General features: G+C 49.7%; 16 protein-coding genes. 7 read left to right on the forward strand and 9 right to left on the reverse strand.

The window, feature by feature from the left end:
• Positions 1–107: 107 nt before the first annotated feature.
• The gene (locus L6472_RS05405) at positions 108–1,358 is read right to left on the reverse strand and encodes a leucine-rich repeat domain-containing protein (protein ID WP_237807620.1); all 1,251 of its coding nucleotides are present in this window, start codon (positions 1,356–1,358) and stop codon (positions 108–110) included.
• A gap of 775 nt (positions 1,359–2,133) precedes the next feature.
• Between L6472_RS05405 and L6472_RS05410 the strand changes: the two genes are divergently transcribed.
• The 7 genes from L6472_RS05410 (at position 2,134) to L6472_RS05440 (ending at position 8,704) form a co-directional block, all read left to right on the forward strand.
• Positions 2,134–3,141, forward strand: coding sequence for a Fic family protein (locus tag L6472_RS05410; RefSeq protein WP_237807622.1), 1,008 nt, complete (start codon positions 2,134–2,136; stop codon positions 3,139–3,141).
• Positions 3,142–3,296: 155 nt separating this feature from the next.
• On the forward strand, positions 3,297–4,145 hold the full coding sequence (locus tag L6472_RS05415; protein WP_237807624.1) for a LexA family transcriptional regulator: 849 nt from the start codon (positions 3,297–3,299) through the stop codon (positions 4,143–4,145).
• A gap of 285 nt (positions 4,146–4,430) precedes the next feature.
• Entirely contained in the window at positions 4,431–4,805 is a 375-nt protein-coding gene (locus tag L6472_RS05420) for a phage antirepressor KilAC domain-containing protein (RefSeq protein ID WP_237807626.1), read from the forward strand.
• A 13-nt stretch (positions 4,806–4,818) separates the two neighbouring features.
• On the forward strand, positions 4,819–5,106 hold the full coding sequence (locus L6472_RS05425; RefSeq protein WP_027449630.1) for a hypothetical protein: 288 nt from the start codon (positions 4,819–4,821) through the stop codon (positions 5,104–5,106).
• A 259-nt stretch (positions 5,107–5,365) separates the two neighbouring features.
• Positions 5,366–5,701 (forward strand): hypothetical protein, encoded by a 336-nt coding sequence (locus tag L6472_RS05430; RefSeq protein ID WP_237807628.1) that lies wholly within the window; start codon positions 5,366–5,368, stop codon positions 5,699–5,701.
• A gap of 17 nt (positions 5,702–5,718) precedes the next feature.
• Positions 5,719–8,247 (forward strand): BT4734/BF3469 family protein, encoded by a 2,529-nt coding sequence (locus L6472_RS05435; protein ID WP_237807630.1) that lies wholly within the window; start codon positions 5,719–5,721, stop codon positions 8,245–8,247.
• 37 nt (positions 8,248–8,284) lie between these two features.
• Positions 8,285–8,704: a hypothetical protein gene (locus L6472_RS05440; protein WP_237807632.1), complete on the forward strand. Its 420-nt coding sequence runs from the start codon at positions 8,285–8,287 to the stop codon at positions 8,702–8,704.
• Between the two features lie 185 nt (positions 8,705–8,889).
• Here the strand turns inward: L6472_RS05440 and rpiB are convergent, their stop codons facing one another.
• From rpiB to L6472_RS05480, 8 genes are all read right to left on the reverse strand, one after another.
• Positions 8,890–9,330, reverse strand: a complete 441-nt coding sequence (gene rpiB / locus L6472_RS05445; protein ID WP_237807633.1) for a ribose 5-phosphate isomerase B — start codon at positions 9,328–9,330, stop codon at positions 8,890–8,892.
• A gap of 95 nt (positions 9,331–9,425) precedes the next feature.
• The gene (locus L6472_RS05450) at positions 9,426–11,438 is read right to left on the reverse strand and encodes a transketolase (RefSeq protein WP_237807634.1); all 2,013 of its coding nucleotides are present in this window, start codon (positions 11,436–11,438) and stop codon (positions 9,426–9,428) included.
• An 84-nt stretch (positions 11,439–11,522) separates the two neighbouring features.
• On the reverse strand, positions 11,523–13,115 hold the full coding sequence (locus L6472_RS05455) for a xylulokinase (protein WP_237807635.1): 1,593 nt from the start codon (positions 13,113–13,115) through the stop codon (positions 11,523–11,525).
• Between the two features lie 106 nt (positions 13,116–13,221).
• A complete protein-coding gene (araA, locus tag L6472_RS05460) occupies positions 13,222–14,763 on the reverse strand; it encodes an L-arabinose isomerase (RefSeq protein WP_237807636.1) in 1,542 nt (513 codons plus the stop codon).
• A gap of 147 nt (positions 14,764–14,910) precedes the next feature.
• Positions 14,911–15,621: an L-ribulose-5-phosphate 4-epimerase gene (locus L6472_RS05465; RefSeq protein WP_027456145.1), complete on the reverse strand. Its 711-nt coding sequence runs from the start codon at positions 15,619–15,621 to the stop codon at positions 14,911–14,913.
• A 37-nt stretch (positions 15,622–15,658) separates the two neighbouring features.
• Entirely contained in the window at positions 15,659–16,333 is a 675-nt protein-coding gene (locus L6472_RS05470; RefSeq protein ID WP_237807637.1) for an NUDIX domain-containing protein, read from the reverse strand.
• Positions 16,334–16,348: 15 nt separating this feature from the next.
• Positions 16,349–18,094: a sodium:solute symporter gene (locus L6472_RS05475; protein WP_237807638.1), complete on the reverse strand. Its 1,746-nt coding sequence runs from the start codon at positions 18,092–18,094 to the stop codon at positions 16,349–16,351.
• 53 nt (positions 18,095–18,147) lie between these two features.
• Positions 18,148–19,329, reverse strand: a complete 1,182-nt coding sequence (locus L6472_RS05480; RefSeq protein ID WP_237807640.1) for an aldose epimerase family protein — start codon at positions 19,327–19,329, stop codon at positions 18,148–18,150.
• Between the last annotated feature and the right edge of the window lie 126 nt (positions 19,330–19,455).

Genomic DNA, 19,455 nt, shown 5'->3' on the forward strand with positions numbered 1-19,455 from the left:
CGGGCAGGGATGCTTCTGATAGATCATAAAAACTATTTCATCACGACCTTGAGCTTTGCTCGAGCTCGCTCACGTTCGATAAAGCATGAGCAAGCTCTGCTTTATTCTCACTTAATCGCGACCTTGACTGACTTTGGGCCAATCTTTACGATGGCGATAGAGCCAGGTTGTAGGTTCGTATTAATTGTAGCTGCACCACTCTGACTGATAGCCGAACCAGCCTGAGTGCCATTGATGCCATACACATTGACATTCTCATAGCTGATGGTAGGCGTAGCACATTTCTGCGTTTCTGGCGTATCGCCACCGCCCGTTCCTTCTTCAATAAACAGGAAGTCTTTCCAACCATCAGTTGCCTTGTACTTATCTATAGTACCCTTCGGAACATACAGCGTTGCATTATTGAATGTGTTTTGAGAGAAAGTTCCATCATAATCCGATGTCTTTCCTGTTATCTCAAACGGATTCTCTATCAAAGAAACGACAGTTGGAATATCCGCTCCATCGAACGCTTCAGCTCCAATGCTCGTCACACCACTGCCTATGGTGACAGAGGTGAGGCCAGAGCAACCATAGAACGCATTATTTCCGATGCTCGTCACGCTATTGGGGATGGTGACTGAGGTAAGGCCAGAGCAACCATCGAACGCACCCTCTCCAATGCTCGTCACACTATTGGGAATGGTGACGGAGGTAAGGCCAGAGCAACCAAAGAACGCATAATTTCCAATGCTCGTCACGCTATTGGGGATGGTGACAGAGGTAAGGCCAGAGCATCCCTCGAACGCATGATCTCCAATGCTCGTCACACTGTTGGGGATGGTGACGGAGGTAAGGCGAGAGCAATAATAGAACGCACCATTTCCAATGCTCGTCACACTATTGGGGATGGTGACGGAGGTGAGGCCAGAGCATTGAAAGAACGCACCCTCTCCAATGCTCGTCACACTGTTGGGGATGGTGACGGAGGTAAGGCCAGAGCAACCAGAGAACACACCACCTCCAATGCTCGTCACACTATTGGGGATGGTGACAGAGGTGAGGCCAGAGCAATACATGAACGCACCATATCCAATGTTCGTTACGCTGTTGGGGATGGTGATGGAGGTAAGGCCATCGCATTTATAGAACGCATAATCTCCAATGTTCGTCACCTTGCGTGTCCTGTTCATGTAGGTTACTTCCTCAGGTATAGCGACATTGCCTTGATATTCGTCCGAATAAGAATAAGAACTATCACCACGGAAAGTAACCCCCAATTCCGTGTCATTATTAATGTAGTTGTAATAAATGGTAACACCATCGGCATTCTTAACTTCAATGTCGTGGGCACTAGCTACCAATGGTAGTAAAATCATAGCGAATAATAGTAATTGTATTTTCATGTTACTATTTGTTTTAAAATTAGTATTCAATAAAGGTCTCGCCGTCCCACTCATCGTCGATGGTGAGGTAGGAAGAAGGGTGTTTCCGTGTATTTCCGTGCGTCATAAGCGTGGGTTTTATAGTAATATGTGGCAAAGATATATTAATTTCTCTACATCTACAAGAAATCACCCTTTTTTAGCGTTTTAGTGCACAACGGCGCTCGAGCTTGCTCGCTTGGCTTGCCAAGAACCGACCCTTTTGTATGACATCAGGGACAGGTACCAATGACACTTATCATAGATATTTAAAGCGGAATGGGTTGTAAGTGTATCATTCTCGATTTTTTTGAATCACCGGGACAGGTACTTGAATCACCGGGACAGGTACTTGATTCCCCAAATGAATTAGGACCTATACCAACTATTCAAGATAGTGTTTTCATACATTTGCGAATTATATTAGTCTATATTTATAGAAATGCGATGTGAATCGCTAATTCATTTGAGATAAATTTGGGAGTGTAAGGGATTTTTTGTAATTTCGCACTCTGAAAGATTTAGGAAAAAGAGCCAGAGTTCTTCGGATTCTCATCGAACTGCAACACGAAAAAGAATTCTCTCAAGACGAAGGCTACCAGCTCACACCGAATCGTCGTGAGCATTGGTAGAAAGAATCTGGAACCTGTCCCGCCGATTCTGCCGCCGATTCTTCGACAAGTTTTTGAATAGACAATTTGAATAAATCATTCGAAGACCTATAGGAAATATGTATACGCCACCATATAAAATAACGTCTGAGATTATACGTCTGATAGGCGAGATATCAGAACAGGTAGGAAGTATTATGACCCGTCTTGGAGATAATATTCCTTCTCCACAACTACGCAAGAAAAACCAGATAAAGACCATCCATTCGTCGCTGGCAATAGAGCATAACAGCTTGTCGATTAAACAGATGACAGATATTATTGATGGCAAGCGAGTGCTAGGTGCTCCTGACGAGATTCAGGAAGTGAAAAATGCTGTCGAGGCATATCGCCTGATGTCAGAGTTGGATGCCTTCAAAGAGAAGGACCTGTTGCGGGCTCATGAGCTGATGATGAAAGACTTGGTGCGCAATTCTGGACATTACAGACAAGAAGGGGTGGGCGTGTTTGATGGAAAAGGTAACTGTCTGCATATGGCTCCTCCTGCTGAGCGCGTGCCACAGTTGATGGGCGACCTCTTTGAATGGGTAAAAAAGACAGATGTTCATCCGCTGGTTTGTTCGTGCGTATTCCATTATGAGTTTGAGTTCATTCATCCCTTTGTTGATGGTAACGGACGTATGGGACGCTATTGGCAAACCATGTTGTTGTCTCGTTGGAAAGGGCTCTTTGCATGGCTCCCCGTAGAGACAATAGTCAAAGAACATCAGCAAGAGTATTACAGCGTGATTCAAAAAAGCGATCAGGTAGGCGAAAGTACACTGTTTGTAGAGTTTATGCTGCGCTGTCTGCTTAATGCGATGGATAGTTACGAGGTTGAAGAGGAGTCGGAAGTACAGGATAAAATGCAGGATAAAATACAGGATAAATTTCCTGAGGTTTCAAAGCCTACGTGGGATGTGTTTGACATTATCCACCAGAATCCAAAAGCAACGGTCAACGCTCTCTGCGAACAGTTAGGATTAAAGGAGAGACAGATATATAAGCATATCTCCGTACTGAAATCCTTGGGGCTGATAGTTCGTGTAGGCAGTAACAAAACGGGTTATTGGAAAGTTAATATTTGAAATGAATCATGCAGACAATCGCACTTATCGTGTTATTGTTTACCCTCAAAAAGTCAAGTTCCGCACCCTCTGCGAAGATCGTGCGGATTATATATAAATGAAAAGGTAAAAAGAGAAAAGGTATAACTAAATTGATTGAAAACATAAACTAGAAAATGACAACAGAAGAACTTAGGGCCTTGTTCCGCGATATGCAGGACAAGGGGTTGAGACCTATGCTGTGCGACACGGAGGTGCCTCTCTATGACGCGGAGGTGCCTTGTGGCGAACCTGCGCAATGCACAGGGGACTTTATGGAGTCGGTGCTGCTGCCGAAAGAACTGCTGTCCATCAAGCCGGAATTTATGGTGACGGTGAAGGGCGAGTCGATGAAAGATGCGGGCATTGCCACGGGCGACGTGGTGAAGGTGGTAGGTATAGACAAGCCTTTCGATGGTGACATCGTGCTGGCATGCATAGAGGGGGAGTACACGCTGAAGACTTACTTCGAGGACGAGGAGGGAAGGACGTGGCTGGTGCCTCAGAACGAGGACTTCAAGCCTGTGCTGCTGGATGGTAGCAGGCGGGTGAAGCTGTGTGGTAGGGTGAAGGAGATAGTGAAGAAGGCACCAAGGGTGCCAAGCAGACTTTGTGCCAGGGCGGTGAGAAGGGCGATGAAGGCAAAAGACGTAAGGCCTAAGATCAGCGAGATGAAGGTGAGTTATGTTTTCCAGGAAATAGCACCAATGATTAAGGCAGCCAGACTATGGTATGCAGTATATAGGATGATGGCGGACTATAGAGTGATTGAGGTTGAGGACTTCGATACCTTTTTATATATGTTGCAAAAGGAGGTGCCACATCATGAACATGTGCCTCTAAAGGTTGAGCTGCAAAGGTTGGCAGTACAGAGTTTTGCTAAGCCTGTGAAGTTATGGACTCCAAGTAATGCTCCCGTGAGGGGACAGCGATACAAGAGTTATGTGGAGATTGCGAATAAGACTGAGGAATTGCTAATCTCCTAAAAAAACTCTCAAAAACTCTCAAAAAACTCTCAAAACTCTCAAAAAATTAGCTCTTTTTTGGCGAAAACTCTCAAATAAAGGCAAAACTGCGCAAGAAACTCTCACAAACTAGTCGGCGATGGAAGATTACTTCCGTCGCCGTTTTTTTGTGCCTATCTTTGCATCGTCGAAAGGACAAAATCCTAATGACAATGCGGTCTTTGACATGTTTACATTTACAACGCATACGCAGGTACATACGCACACCTACACACACGTACATTCTAATAAAAATATAAAGGAAAAATGACGCAGGAAGAAAAGATGATGATGCGGCAGGCGCAGGAATATATACGCGAGCTGCAGCAGAAACGTAATGCGGGCACTGAGAACTGTATGCTCTCTAGCGACTTGGCTAGGGAGATGGGTATCTCTGCCCTGGATCTACACCACTTCTTAATTGATGTGGGATTCCTCTTTCGTGAGCGAACAACTTACGAACTGAAGCTCGGCAAACGTTATGCGGGGCTTGGATATGCTAAGACTCGGAGTCACTTCCGGTACAACAAGCGGGGCGATCTCGTTGAGACGCGCTTCCCTGTCTGGACTGAGAAGGGGCAGGAGTACATCAGAATTTTAATCATAGGAAAAGGCAGAAATGCCAAGAAGTTCAACAACTAAAAAACAACAAAAAATGGAAAAACTTGTATTGATTCAAGCGGTGGGCGCATACGCTGAGCGCCAGTACACACGACAGGACGGCACACCGGAGTATTATCGTAGTCGTGGCGTGGTGATGAAACATGGTGGTGACACTTTCTACGGGGAGATGACGGGCGACCTGGCATCGAAGAACCGTGACACGGAGTATTTTCAGAATCAGCCTTACGTGGTGAAGGGGTACTGGAAGCATCGCACATGGGGTGAGAACCAGGAGCGCCACGAAAACATGTTTTATATCACTGACCTGCAAGCACTTTAGTAATTTAAGGCCTACGGATGGAGAAAAAACTCCTACGGATTATACGGATTATACGGATTAAACAATCGAAATGATTAATTACAATCCGTAGCCAGAAGAAATTCGTAAAATCCGTAAAATCCGTAGGCAAAAAAGACCAGCGGAGAGAGAAAAACTCCGTAGGAAAACAACAACCTTTGAGTTGAAGTGAGGAGGATATTCTCGAGTAAATGGCCAAGGAATCCGAAACTTCTTCTCGCTTAAAATCAACTCAAAAGAAATGGAAGTAATCATTAAAATCAAACTGAACGATAGTGTTATTGCCCGCATGAAAAAGGGCGAGTATGTGCAGGGTTCGCTGCACTTTGACGAAAAGACCGGCGAAAAGGCTTTCACCGCCTACGCAAGGAAGTCGAGGACAACGGGCTATGTGCCGAGCTACAAGACCATTGCGGAGCTGGAAAACGGATGGCTGAAGGAGACCAAGACGCTCATCATACGTCGCGAGGCGTTCCAGAAGCGAGTGGGCACGGCACGCATCATGGCACAGATGGATAGAGGAAATCAGCAGGCTAAGGATGTGCTGATAGATAGGGAAATCATCGAATTTTGTTAATGTAGAAAAGAATCATTATGTTTTGCATACAAGATAATCAATATGTTTCCCCAGCGGTGCCAGGCACTTTGGAAAAGCTCAACGAGGTGCTAGACTCGCCAAGGGTGAAGTGGAAGATAAGGACGATACGCAGCGTCAGACAGCCAGGAGCCATCGAGCAATGGGCAAACGACTCTGATTTTCAGAAGTTCTGCCTGAAAGAGGCTGGGAAGAAGAGAACTGGAGAGGCTTTCATGGCGCTGACTGGAGAGGAGAAGCTGGCACGATGGGCTACGGCGTTGAAGGAGAGCTTGCCACCCCTGATATTCGGGGCTCGCGACTTCGACGAGACCCCGCTGAAGAAAGACCCCACGCGCAGCATGAAGCGCAGGGTGCTGGCTGGCATTCACCTGAGCGGACTGTTTATGTTTGACGTGGACCATGTGGACAACCCGCATGAGATCTTTGAACGTACACAGGTGGAAGGCTTCCCGTGGGAGGTGGTGATGGCACATAAGACCTCGTCGGGAAAGGGACTCAGACTGGTGTGTAAGGCTAGGGTGGAGGTAGGCAACATTGCCGACAACCAGATAGAGCTGGCACAGGCGCTGGGCGTGAAGGCAGATGCCAGTTGTATAGATGCATCGAGAATCTCTTATGCTCCCATGCGAGAGGATGTATATTACCTTAATGAGCAGGAACTCCTGAACTATTATGGTGAGTCCTTCGCACAGAAGTACGAAGAGGACTACCGACAGGGACACACGGAGCCCACAGATAAAAACCACAAGTTTGAAGAACTAAAAGAAATAACAAATGGAACACACAAAGAATCAGACAACCGCCTTCAATCGGAAGGAGAAGGAGGAAACCTCTATCATGGCGTTGAATACGCCAAAATATGTGAAGCGTGGCAGGCCGCGCAAGGTGGAGCCCCAGCCTCAGGAGATCGCCACCGAACCATGTTGCAGTTGGCTCTCGACCTTAGGTATATCTGCGACAACCAGCCTGAAATGGTCGACAGGGTGCTTAGACTGTGTGGATTTGTGCAGGACGTCATCCGCGAACGAGGCGACAAGGAAGTCACCGACATTGCTCATACGGCTTGTGAGCGAAAACTATACAAGGACATCCCCAAGAGGATGCAGGGGGTGCTTGAAAGTGTGGGTATTCATGCAGGCAAGTCCGATGCAGCTGCAAAGCCTGTGGGAGCAGTTGAAGTGCCTTACGAACAGTTCGCTGCGAGGCTGGAACCTCTCCTTTGCGCCCCTTATGCGGAAGCCTGTAAGGGAGTGAGCAGACACAACTGGCTGGGGGCGGTGATGGCCTCGGGTGCTATGTACTGTACGCTGATGACACGTTGCTGGTATAAGCACTTCAACGGGGCTCGCCAAAGGATGAACCCTCAGGTATTGATTATTGGCGACCCTGCCAGCGGAAAGAGTTTTGCCAAGGACCTGGACGACCAGATTATGAGTGCGATGAGGGCGCAGGACGAGGAGGTGCGTGCGCAGGAGACGCGCTACAAGCAGGAACAGAAGAAGCGTGGCACCAGCTCGAAGGCGCAGAAGCAGGACGCACTGGTGGAGCCCGAGGGTATGATACGCTATCTGCCCACGAAGACTTCTAACAACATCTTCTTCCGACGCCTGAAGAGGGCCAAGGAGGTGGTGGATGGCGAGGTGCTGCCCATGCATCTTTATATGTTTGACTCGGAGCTCGACTCTTCCATCTCGGCACAGAGTGGGGGGGCATGGATAGGTAAGCACGACCTGGAATTGAAGGCTTTCCATAATGAGCTCTCGGGTGTGGACTATGCCAATGGTGACTCGATCAACGACATCTTGCCTGTGTATTGGAACAGCGTCACCACGGGCACCCAGATATCGCTCTACAAGAAGTTCACCATGCGTAACATCAACGATGGTCTTTGCTCGCGTGTGGCAATTTTCCAGATGGAGGTGGCGCACTATCAGATGGTGAAGAAAAAGATGGTGGACTGGCAGGCTAACGAGGCGCTGAAGCAATGGGGCTTCCGCTTCGAACAGCTACATGGCGAACTGCCTCTGGAACGACTCACCGACCATGTGTATGAGCTCTGCGAGCTATCGGCACAGGAGGCAGAGGCTGCCGATGACCACGTGCTGGACTATCTGAGAAAGCGTGCCGTGTTCTATGCCACCTGGTTCACCGTGCCTCGCATCATGGCTAGACAGTATGAGCAGTATAAGAAGACGGGACAGCTAGACATCAGCGATGACGACCTGAAGTTCTCCACGCTTATCTATGATGCCGTGATCTATTTCCAAGACCACTTCTTCGGACAGATGCTGCAGGACTCTTGGGACAACGCTGCCCGCGAGTTTGTGCCACGCAGAAAGAATTCGAGGAATGCCGATGCCTACAGGGATTTGCCCGAGACGTTTTGTATAAACGACGTGATGGCTATTCTCGATATTGAGAAAAATTCCGCTAATCAGCAATGTAATAGGTGGCTCAAGCATGGCTTTGTGGAGCGCGTGAAGCAGGGCAAATACAAGAAGGTCATCAAGGAAATCATGAGTTAGGTAACTAATAAACAATAACCAATAAACATTAAACAAAATGAGTTTACCAAGAGGAATCAGAAACAACAACCCACTGAACATCCGTCGGTCTAAAGATAAATGGCAGGGGCTCAGAGCCCAGCAGACAGACGCTGCGTTCTGTCAGTTTGAAACAATGGCGTATGGCTGGCGCGCAGCCTTCGTGCTGCTCACACGCACGTACTACCACACATATCGGCTGTTTACCATCCGAAACATCATCAGGCGGTGGGCACCGCCAGGCGAGAACAATACGGAGGCGTATATCGCCAACGTGAGCCGACTGACGGGCATCGACCCCAACGAGCCGCTGGGCATTCCCAGCGACCAGCCCGCCCGCTGGATGGCACTGGCTGTGGCGATGGCGATTCATGAGAATGGGACGGACTCTCTGGACTACTTCGCCATGCTGCAGGGGTGGGAGATGAGGATGGAGTGACGAGCCCACTTAATTTCTACTGAGCCGAGCAAAGTCATCATCGCTTGAGCCCTACTGAATGCATGATAAAAAAGAAAGCGGGGCTCGATGGCCTCGCTTCCGGTTCTTTCTCACTTAATCGCAACCTTGATTTTTTCAAAATCTAAATTGCTCACGCTCGAAAATAAATGCAAGCTTTATTGCGCTCACTTAATCGCAATTTTGTCAACGCGCTTTTGATGACGGCCGCCTTCGAAGCTGGCGGTGAAAAACTCGTCCATGATCTTGCGTGCCATGTTGTTGTCGATGAAGCGTCCGGGCATCACAAGCACGTTGGCATCGTTGTGCTGACGAATGAGATGGGCAATCTCTGGTATCCAGCACAAACCGGCACGCACTTTCTGGTGCTTGTTGAGCGTCATGGAGATGCCCTCGCCGCTGCCACAGATGGCTATGCCGGGATATACCTCGCCCTTCTCGATGCCTTCGCCCAAGGCATGGCCAAAGTCGGGATAATCTACGCTGGCATCGCTATAGGTGCCGTAGTCCTTGTAGGGATAGCCCTTCTCCTCGAGATATTCGAGTACGAACTTTTTAAGTGCAAAACCTGCGTGGTCGCAGGCTACGCCAACAGTCTTTACTTCCATAAGCTATAGGTATTAAATTATAAAAAACAAAGAGACACAGACGTACAGAGATTTTTTATACTCTGTGCCTCTGTATCTCTATGTGGATTAAACTATTATGCCAGCAGTTTCTTTACCTGCTCATAAACATTCTGACCTGTGTAGCCCAGCTTCTCATCAAGCACTTTGTAGGGTGCAGAGAAACCGAAGCTCTCAAGACCCCATACGCATCCGTCGGCACCAACCAGACCTTCGAGGGTGACGGGCAGACCTGCGGTGAGGCCGAACTTCTTCTTGCCGGCAGGCAGCACGCTCTGCTGATACTCCTTGCTCTGTGAGCGGAAGAGACCTTCAGAGGGTACGCTGACGATGCGAACCTTCACACCATCCTTGCGCAGCAGGTCGGCACCAGCCTCGAGGGTGGCTACCTCTGAACCTGAAGCCAGCAGGATGACATCGTAGTTCTCGTCTGAGCCAGCAACTACATAGGCACCCTTGGTGGCCTGTGTGTAGTCGTTGCCAGCGGGCAGCATGTCAATGTTCTGACGAGAGAAGATGAGGGCTGTTGGGGTAGAGGTGTTCTCCATTGCCATGCGCCAGCATACGGTGGTCTCCTCGGCATCGGCAGGACGTACCACGAGCATAGAGTTCTTGCCGTGGTGGTTCTTCAGTTTCTCCATCAGTCGGATCTGTGCCTCCTGCTCTACAGGCTCATGGGTAGGTCCGTCTTCACCAACACGGAAGGCATCGTGGGTCCAGATGAACTTCACGGGAAGCTCCATCAGGGCTGCCATACGCACGGCAGGCTTCATGTAGTCTGAGAATACGAAGAAGGTGCCGCAAGCAGGGATGACACCTCCGTGCAGAGCCATACCGATGCAGCAGCAAGCCATGGTGAGTTCGGCTACGCCTGCCTCGAAGAAGGCACCGCTGAAGTCGCCGCGAACCAGGTCGTGGGTCTTCTTGAGGAAACCATCGGTCTTATCTGAGTTAGAGAGGTCGGCAGAAGCACAAATCATGTTGGGCACCTGCTCGGCAAGCAGGCCCAGAACGGTAGCTGAGGCTGCACGGGTAGCGGCACCGGCCTTCTGCTCAATCTTGCTCCAGTCAATCTTTGGAGCCTTGCCGCTGAACCACTCTTCGAGTTGTGCGGCCTTCTCGGGATTGGCCTTTGCCCAAGCAGCCTTTTCGGCATAGCGCTCGGCCACAATCTTCTTCAGTTCCTCACGACGCTTAGCATACATCTCTTTAACCTCGGGGAAGATCTGGAAGGGATTTTCGGGATCGGCCCCCAGGTTCTTCATCGTGTTGATATAGGCATCGCCACCAAGAGGTGCACCGTGGGTAGCGCAGTTGCTCTCGTATGATGTGTTGTCGGCCTTGCGGGCTCCCTTACCCATCACGCAGTGGCCAATGATAAGGCTGGGGCGCTCTTTTTCTGCCTGTGCCTTCTTGATGGCCTCGCGAATCTGGTCAACATCGTTACCATTGATGGTCTGTACGTACCAGCCCCAAGACTCATACTTCTTGGCTGTATCCTCGCAAGTCACAACCTCGGTCTTTGTAGAGAGTTGGATGTCGTTGGCATCATAGAACATGATGAGGTTGTCCAAACCCAGATTTCCGGCAATACGACCAGCGCCCTGAGAAATCTCCTCCTGTACGCCACCATCGCTGATGTAAGCGTAGATGGTCTGATTCATGACATTGCCCAGACGAGCCTTCAGGAACTTGGCTGCAATGGCAGCACCCACGGCAAAGGTGTGGCCCTGGCCCAGAGGACCGGAGGTGTTCTCAATGCCGCGCTCAATCTCGCGCTCGGGGTGACCAGGGGTTACGGAGCCCCACTGGCGCAGGTTCTTCAGGTCATCGATGCTGAACTTACCAATGAGTGCCAACTGAGAGTAGAGCATTGGTGCCATGTGACCGGGATCAAGGAAGAAGCGGTCGCGACCTTCCCATGCGGGGTTCTCAGGGTCGTACACCAGGAACTCGCTGTAGAGGGTGTTGATGAAGTCGGCACCACCCATGGCACCACCAGGGTGACCACTCTTGGCTTTCTCGACCATAGATGCAGCAAGGATGCGGATGTTGTCCGCTGCAAGGTTCATAATCTTGTTGTCGTTCATAATACTATAATGAATAAATGTCTAATTTGTCTGCAAAGTTACGCAAAATAGTTGAATAGACAAAGAAATGGGCGCGATAATGCTTTATTTCTTGTTGTCAACGGCGCTTTGCTCAATGGGCAGGCAACGCTTGTAGTTCTCGATATAGCGCTCAAAACCAGCCACATCTTCGGCGGTGGGAGCAATGCTGACGCCCTTGTTGCCGGCAAAGACCACGGTCTCGAGGTAGTCGGCAAGGCTGAGTTTGTTGGTGTTGTTCACCATGAAGCCAGCCAGCAGTGCAATGCCCCAGGCACCCCCTTCGCCAGCGGTCTCCATGACGGAGATGGGGCTGTTGAGGGCGGCAGCCAGCATGCGCTGACCCACACCGGCGGTCTTGAAGTAGCCGCCATGACCTGTGATGCGATCTACCTTGATGTTCTCTTGCTTGAAAAGAATGTCGTTGCCGATCTTCAGCACACCGATGGCACCGTAGAGGTGGGCACGCATGAAGTTGGCAAGATTGAACTTGTCGTTGGCAGAACGGATAAACATGGGACGTCCCTCAGCAAGTCCTGTCACGGGTTCGCCAGAGACATAGTTGAAGGCCATCAGTCCGCCGCAGTCGGCGTCGCCCTCGAGGGCACGGTTGAACAGTTTGCCGTAGAGTTCGTTCATATCTACGGGGATGCCCAGCAGCTGCTGGTACTCCTTGAACAGACCTACCCATGCGTTGATGTCGCTGGTGCAGTTGTTGCAATGCACCATGGCCACGAGAGAGCCATCGGGGGTTGTCACCATATCGATCATCTCGTAGGGCTTAGACAGTTCCTTCTCAAGTACAATCATTGAGAACGAAGATGTGCCGGCAGAGACGTTTCCAGTGCGCTGTTTGACGGCATTGGTGGCTACCATGCCAGTACCTGCGTCGCCCTCGGGAGGACAAACAGGGATGCCTGCTTTGAGGTGGCCAGACACGTCGAGTTTCTTGGCGCCCTCGGGAGTGAGGAAACCGGCATTCTCGCCTGCATTCAGTGATTTAGGCAGTATGTCGAGCAACTTCCATGAGAAGCCTTTTGGAGCAATCAGCTCGTCGAATTTCTTGACCATCACGGCATCGTAGGTCTTGGTCTTGGGATCTACGGGAATCATTCCAGAAGCGTCGCCTACACCCAGAACAAACTGACCTGTCACCTGCCAATGCACATAGCCGGCGAGGGTGGTCAGATACTTGATGTCGCCTACGTGCTCCTCGTTGTCGAGGATGGCCTCATAGAGGTGGCTGATGCTCCAGCGCAGAGGGATGTTGTAGTTGAAAAGTTCGGAGAGTTTAGCGGCAGCCTTGCCAGTGTTGGTATTGCGCCAGGTGCGGAAGGGTACCAAGATGTCTTGTTTCTCGTTGAAGGCCATATAGCCGTGCATCATGGCAGAGAAACCGATGGCAGCGAGACTCTCAATCTCGCAGTCGTATTGCTTCTGCACGTCCTTGCGCAGCTCGGCATAGCAGTCTTGCAGGCCATACCAGATGGCTTCGGTAGAGTAGGTCCAAAGACCGTCCACCAACTGGTTTTCCCATTCGTGTGAGCCTTGTGCTATAGGCTTATTGTTCTCGTCGATGAGAACAGCCTTGATGCGGGTAGAGCCAAACTCGATACCGAGAATTGCTTTGCCTGCTTCTATTGTCTGTTTTGGTGTCATAGTGATTCTTGTCGTTAATAGAAAACAAAGGCACGAAGGAACGAAGGTTGGTGGCTGCCTCGGTCGAAGCCCCATCGTATCTTCGTTTCTTCGTGCTTAGATACAATTATTTCAATGCTTTGTTAAGCATGAAGTAAACCTCGTTGTTGCGGAGTGTCTGCTTGAAATCAGCAATATTGGTCTGCTTGTTGATCTTGACATACTCGATGCCCAGTATCTCGGCAAAGTCTTCCCAATACTCCTCGTTGATGTCATAAGAGAAGGCGCTGTGGTGAGTACCGCCAGCTAGGATCCATGCTGCTGCACCAATCTCGAAGCTGGGCTGAGGAATCCACAGAGCAGATGCTACGGGGAGCTTAGGCATAGGTTTGGGCTCAATGCACTCTACCTCCTGAGTAATCAAGCGGAAACGGTTGCCCAGGTCAACAACGGTAGCCTTGATACCAGCACCAGTCTTTGAGGTGAATACCAGGCGGGCGGTCTGCTGCTTGCGGATGCCGATGCCGAGGAAGTGAACCTCAAGTTTGGGCTTGTCGGTAGCAATGAGTGGACAAACCTCGAGCATGTGGCTCTGCAGGCAAGAACTCTTGTCGCCGGCAAAGTTGAGCGTGTAGTCCTCGAGGAATGAGCAACCGGTAGGCATGCCCTGCTGGATGACCCATAGTGTGCGATAGAGGCAAGCCGTCTTCCAGTCACCCTCGGCACCGAAGCCGTAGCCTTCCTGCATCAAACGTTGTGATGCCAAGCCAGGAATCTGGTCGAAGCCACAGAAGTTGGGATCGTCGATGTTGGCATCGCCTAAGTCGTCGAAGTTTGTTGTGAAGGCTGTTGCACCCTCGTCTTTCAGCACGCGGCGCAGAGCAATCTCGGCCTTGGCTGCGTTCTTCACCTTCTCCCAGTAAACCTGCTCGCCACTCTCGTCAATCTTGATGGTGTATGCCTTCTTATACTCCTCAACCAAAGCATCGGCCTCGGCATCGGTCACCTTTTTGAAGTACTCCATCAGAGAGCTGACGGGATAGTAGTCAACATGGTAGCCCAGACGCTGCTCGAACTCAACACGGTCGCCATCGGTAACGGCTACATTGTTCATGTTCATACCGAACATCAGACAGCGCACGTTGTGAGCATCGGCAACACCAGCTGCCACGCGAGCCCAAACGGCAATTTGCTTCTGTGCTTTCTCGTCCTTCCAGTAGCCGCAAACCACCTTGCGGGCAACACGCATGCGAGTGCAGATATGGCCGAACTCAATGTCGCCGTGAGCACTCTGGTTCAGGTTCATGAAGTCCATGTCGATGTCGCTCCAGGGAATCTCGGCGTTATACTGTGTGTGGAAGTGGAGAAGAGGCTTCTGCAGCTGCTGCAGACCCTTGATCCACATCTTGGCGGGCGAGAAGGTGTGCATCCATGTGATGATACCTACACACTTCTCATCGTTGTTGGCAGCCAGCATGATCTGCTCTACTTCCTTAGAACTGTTGGCAGTGCCCTTATATACAATCTTGACGGGGATGTTGCCGCTTTTGTTCAGACCGTCAACCATCTCCTTAGAGTGTCCATCAACTGCAACTACAGCGTCGCCTCCATACAGGAGCTGAGCGCCAGTTACCCACCAAATCTCGAAATTGTCAAATGCTTTAATCATAATATTGTTAGTGTTTAATTAATAATTAGTAGCTTGATTTGATTAATCAATATGTAGCTTTTTGAATTAACAAAGTTGTTCCTTTACTTGAATAAAGTAGCTTGTAGAATATCAAAGTAGCTGTCTTGTCTCTTCTTTTTAAGCATCTTAATGCTTCTGGCCCTTCTGACCATAGTAGGCATTGGGTCCGTGTTTGCGCATGTAATGCTTCTCCACCAGTAGCGGGTTCATGGTGAGATTGGGATTCACCGAGAATGCAATGAAGGCCATCTTGGCACATTGCTCCATCACCTTGGCGTTGTAAACGGCATTGTCGGGCGAGGTGCCCCATGAGAAAGGACCGTGATTCTTTACCAGCACAGCAGGTGTGTGGTCGGGATTGATTTTGCGGATGTTTAGTATCTCATCGACGATGACATTACCCGTCTCCAACTCATATTGTCCCTTAACCTCGGCTTCGGTCATATCGCGTGTGCAGGGGATGTCCTGATAGAAATAGTCGGCATGGGTGGTGCCAATGTTGGGGATGTCGCGTCCAGCCTGTGCGAATGCAGTGGCATAGGTGGAGTGGGTGTGAACCACGCCCTGGATATTGGGGAATGCCTTATATAATATAAGGTGTGTGGGCGTGTCGCTCGATGGATTGAGTTCGCCTTCTACAACCTTGCCGGTTTCGAGGTCAACGACTACCATATCTTCTGCCTTCATCTCGTCGTAGCTCACACCACTGGGCTTGATGACGACAAGACCCTTTTCGCGGTCTATACCTGACACATTACCCCATGTAAAGATAACAAGTCCTTGCTTCACAAGGTCAAGATTGGCCTTGAATACTTTTTGTTTTAGTGATTCTAACATGATTGTTATTCGTTTAAATGAGAAAAACCTCTGTTTGTTATAGTTTGAAGTTCGGGTCTTCCGAGTATGCTTTTTTGTTGAACCGATAAAGGGCCGCTCCGCGTTTGGAAGTCACTTTATCGATGAGTTCGGTCTTCTCTATGAAATCCATTTCCTTGACTCGTTTTCGGAAGTTGCGCTTGTCAATCTCTTCGCCCAGCACGGCCTCATAGAGCTTTTGCAACTGTGTGAGCGTGAAGAGTGGGGGAAGCAGACGGAAACTGATGGGCTCTGTCTTAATCTTCTGCCGCATCATGCGGAGGGCCTTATCCACCATCTCGTTGTGGTCGGAATACAAATGTGGCAACTCGTTGATGTCAACCCATTCAACGCCATGTTCCAAACGGAGTTTCTCGTCGTAGTCCTTGACGTTGATAAGTGCGTAGTAGGCAATCGATATGACGCGCTCACCGGGATCGCGGTCAACAGCACCAAAGGCGCCCACCTGCCGCATATATAGTTTGTTGAGTCCTGTCAGCTCGTACAGCGTGTTGGTTGCACTTTCATCGATACTCTCGTCGGGGCCGACGAAGCCTCCGTAGAGGCTCCATTCGCCACGACCTGGGTCCATCTTACGACGACCGATGAGTATTTTCAGTTTGCCATTCTCGAAACCAAAGATGATGCAGTCAACTGACACCCATGCTTTAGCATGTTCTTGATAGAATGTCATTATAATCTTCTTTTATTACCAGAAATATACGTAGAAACAAGCGCAGAGGCCGATAACAACCAGTGTGCCGATGATATCCCATGCCCCCCAACTCTCTTTGATAGACTTCTTGAAGTCTGACGAGAATGTGATGGCATCAACCTGTGCCTTAGAGGGAGCAGGTGTGAAGCAGCTGACTACCACCATCAACAGGATGATGAATACCAGCAGCCAACACTCGAAGATAAGCCAGTTGGTCTGCCAGAACCAAGCTGTGTTCTCCCACAAAGCTCCATCCATCACGGCCTTACCAGAATCAGTGATGACGTTGGTGACAAGGCGCAGCATACCGATGAGGAAGCCGCCAATCAAACCCCACTCACCTGCCTTAGGTGTGATCTTCTTAGAGAAGATACCCAGCGTGAACACGGCCACCATAGCTGGTGCAATCAGCGACTGGATGTCCTGCAGATAAGAATAAAGGTTACCCATGTTCATCATGATAGGCATCCATGCCAGACCCAGCAGCACGACAACAACTGTAGCCATACGACCAACGAATACGTAATGAGCCTCGCTCATACCTTTCTTCATAGGCTTATAGAAGTCCTCGGTGAAGAGGGTGGCACAGCTGTTGAAGAAGGCTGCCAGTGATGCAACAAGGGCGCATACGAAACCGATGGTTACGATACCTTTTACACCTGCGGGCAAGATGTTCTTCACCATCATGGCAAATGCTCCGTCGGTTGACTCGTGGTTGGTGATGTCCATCACGATACCGCTATCGGGATTCTGCGAGAGTGCATAGGCAATCATACCAGGGATGAGGAACATGAAGCAAGGTAGGATTTTGAAGAAACCTGCTGCGATAGTTCCACGACGGGCACGCTTGATAACCTCTGCATTGTCCTCGCCAGGCACCTGACCCAATACACGCTGTACGATGTGCTGGTCGGTACACCAGTACCAGAAACCAATGATAGAGGCACCAAGGAAGACTACGTAACCAGGGAACTGCGGATACATGGGGTCGCCTGGATCTGTGTGGAACATGTGTGTGGTTCCGAAACCATCGTGAGCGGCATTACATGCAGCCATCATGTTTTCCCAACCGGTAACGATGCTGCCATCGCCCAGTGCTGACAATCCGAGGAAGAGCACCAGGAATGAACCAATGATAAGAATGGGGGTCTGGATGGTTGAGAGGGTCATCACACCCTTCATGCCACCAAACACGGTGAACACAGCTGTGATGACAATCAAACCAATGGCACCATACCAGAAAGGAATGCCTAACAAGAATTTGAAGAAGATACCACCAGTGAAGGCTGTGACTGAAACCTTTGTCAGTACGTAGGCCACAAGGGTGATAATGCTGAGCCATGAACCTGTGCGCTGGGTGTAGCGGAACTTCAGGAAGTCGGGCATGGTGATAATCTTACCCATCTTGTTGATTAGCAACTGGTAGAAGGGAACGAACAGCCATCCGAGAATCAGGATCATCCACCCCTGCATTTCCCAGTGGGCCATACCTACACCATCTTTTGCGCCAGTACCAGCCAGGCCTACAAGGTGCTCAGAACCGATGTTGGCAGCAAAGATTGCCATACCGATTACGTACCAAGGTTCGCCCTTACCAAAAAGGTAGGCAGATGAGTCTTCACCCTGCTGCGCTTTCTTATCTTTCCAGATGGCATACCATACGGCTGCCACTACTCCTAAAAGGCCGACGGCAAGAATGGTCCAGTCGAGCCATATAAATTCATGAGAACTCCAATTCATAGTTGTATTAGTAATTATTGTAGTTAGTTTGTTTGTAGTTTTTCGAGACTCCCTTATTTCACAGAGAACTTGAATACCAAGTGACTGTAGTACTTCTCACCAGGATTCAGGAATGGACTTGGCCACTCGGGATGGTTGGGTGAGTTGGGGTACTTCTGGCTCTCAAGACATACTGAAGGACGCTGGGGGTACTTCAGTCCGCCCTTGCGAACCTTGTCCTGCTCGCCATTGATACCCTGGAAGTTACCAGTGTAAACCTGCATACCGGGCTCGTTGGTGAATGCCTCGAGCAGAATGCCTGTCTTGGGAGAGTAGAGCGAAGCAGCTACCTGAGTGTCGTCGCCCTTACCATCTTTATAGGTATTCAGAATCCAGTTGTGGTCGAAACCATTACCAAACTTCACTTGCTCGAAGTCCATGCGCAGAGAGTCCTGAATGGCATGAGCTGTGCGGAAGTCCATAGGTGTGCCGGCTACCTCACAAATCTCGCCTGTGGGCATGAATGTAGAGTCAGCGGGTGTGAACTTGTCGGCATTGATGTAGAGTTCCATGTCCATAGCGGGCTTGGTGGGGTCGCCGTTCAAGTTGAAATATGAGTGGTTGGTCATGTTGACGATGGTGGGCTGGTCGGTTTCTGCCTCCATCTTGATGTCAATAGCATTATCGCTGGTCAGCGTATAGGTAACGGTGGCTTTAACCTCTCCGGGGAAATTGTTGTCGCCATCGGGGCTGACGAGCGTGAGTTTCAATGTCGTAGAGTCAATCTGCTCGGCATCAAAAATCTGATACTGCCATCCGGTGGGACCACCGTGCAAGCAATGTCCGAAATTGTTCTGGGGTAACTGAATGGTTGAGTCGCCAATGCAGAACTGACCATTCTTAATACGGTTGGCGTAGCGGCCAATAGATGCACCGAAGTCGCTGCCGAAGTTTTTGGCATCGGCATACTGGGCAATGTTGTCGTAGCCCAAGACTACGTCGGTGAGCTTGCCGTCACGATCGGGAACCATCAGCGAAACGATGCGAGCACCAAAATTGGTGATGCATGCCTCTACGCCATTCTCGTTGACGAGGGTGTAGAGCTTCACGGGTTTCTCATTGATAACGGTGTCGAACTTTTCGGGGTTGAGGCCCGAAACGGTCAGATTTGCAGCTTCTTGGCTGCCACTACATGCACAAAACACGAGCGCCATTGATGCGCCGAGTCCGAACAAACTAGCTTTTAATGCTTTCATTGGTTTTGGGTTTTAATTATATTAAATCTGTTGTAGGTTTCTCAATTTGGGTGTAAAATTACAACATTCTTTTAAATTAGCCAAATATATTCCTGTGTTTTTTGCGACTTATTGTTTATTTTAACA

It is taken from the genome of Prevotella sp. E13-17, assembly GCF_022024035.1.
GTDB lineage: Bacteria > Bacteroidota > Bacteroidia > Bacteroidales > Bacteroidaceae > Prevotella.

Bases quoted from the DNA above. Each gene is read 5' to 3' on its own strand.
- L6472_RS05405 (WP_237807620.1), bottom strand. From the start codon at position 1,358: ATGATTTTACTACCATTGGTAGCTAGTGCCCACGACATTGAAGTTAAG.
- L6472_RS05410 (WP_237807622.1), top strand. From the start codon at position 2,134: ATGTATACGCCACCATATAAAATAACGTCTGAGATTATACGTCTGATA.
- L6472_RS05415 (WP_237807624.1), top strand. From the start codon at position 3,297: ATGACAACAGAAGAACTTAGGGCCTTGTTCCGCGATATGCAGGACAAG.
- L6472_RS05420 (WP_237807626.1), top strand. From the start codon at position 4,431: ATGACGCAGGAAGAAAAGATGATGATGCGGCAGGCGCAGGAATATATA.
- L6472_RS05425 (WP_027449630.1), top strand. From the start codon at position 4,819: ATGGAAAAACTTGTATTGATTCAAGCGGTGGGCGCATACGCTGAGCGC.
- L6472_RS05430 (WP_237807628.1), top strand. From the start codon at position 5,366: ATGGAAGTAATCATTAAAATCAAACTGAACGATAGTGTTATTGCCCGC.
- L6472_RS05435 (WP_237807630.1), top strand. From the start codon at position 5,719: ATGTTTTGCATACAAGATAATCAATATGTTTCCCCAGCGGTGCCAGGC.
- L6472_RS05440 (WP_237807632.1), top strand. From the start codon at position 8,285: ATGAGTTTACCAAGAGGAATCAGAAACAACAACCCACTGAACATCCGT.
- rpiB (WP_237807633.1), bottom strand. From the start codon at position 9,330: ATGGAAGTAAAGACTGTTGGCGTAGCCTGCGACCACGCAGGTTTTGCA.
- L6472_RS05450 (WP_237807634.1), bottom strand. From the start codon at position 11,438: ATGAACGACAACAAGATTATGAACCTTGCAGCGGACAACATCCGCATC.
- L6472_RS05455 (WP_237807635.1), bottom strand. From the start codon at position 13,115: ATGACACCAAAACAGACAATAGAAGCAGGCAAAGCAATTCTCGGTATC.
- araA (WP_237807636.1), bottom strand. From the start codon at position 14,763: ATGATTAAAGCATTTGACAATTTCGAGATTTGGTGGGTAACTGGCGCT.
- L6472_RS05465 (WP_027456145.1), bottom strand. From the start codon at position 15,621: ATGTTAGAATCACTAAAACAAAAAGTATTCAAGGCCAATCTTGACCTT.
- L6472_RS05470 (WP_237807637.1), bottom strand. From the start codon at position 16,333: ATGACATTCTATCAAGAACATGCTAAAGCATGGGTGTCAGTTGACTGC.
- L6472_RS05475 (WP_237807638.1), bottom strand. From the start codon at position 18,094: ATGAATTGGAGTTCTCATGAATTTATATGGCTCGACTGGACCATTCTT.
- L6472_RS05480 (WP_237807640.1), bottom strand. From the start codon at position 19,329: ATGAAAGCATTAAAAGCTAGTTTGTTCGGACTCGGCGCATCAATGGCG.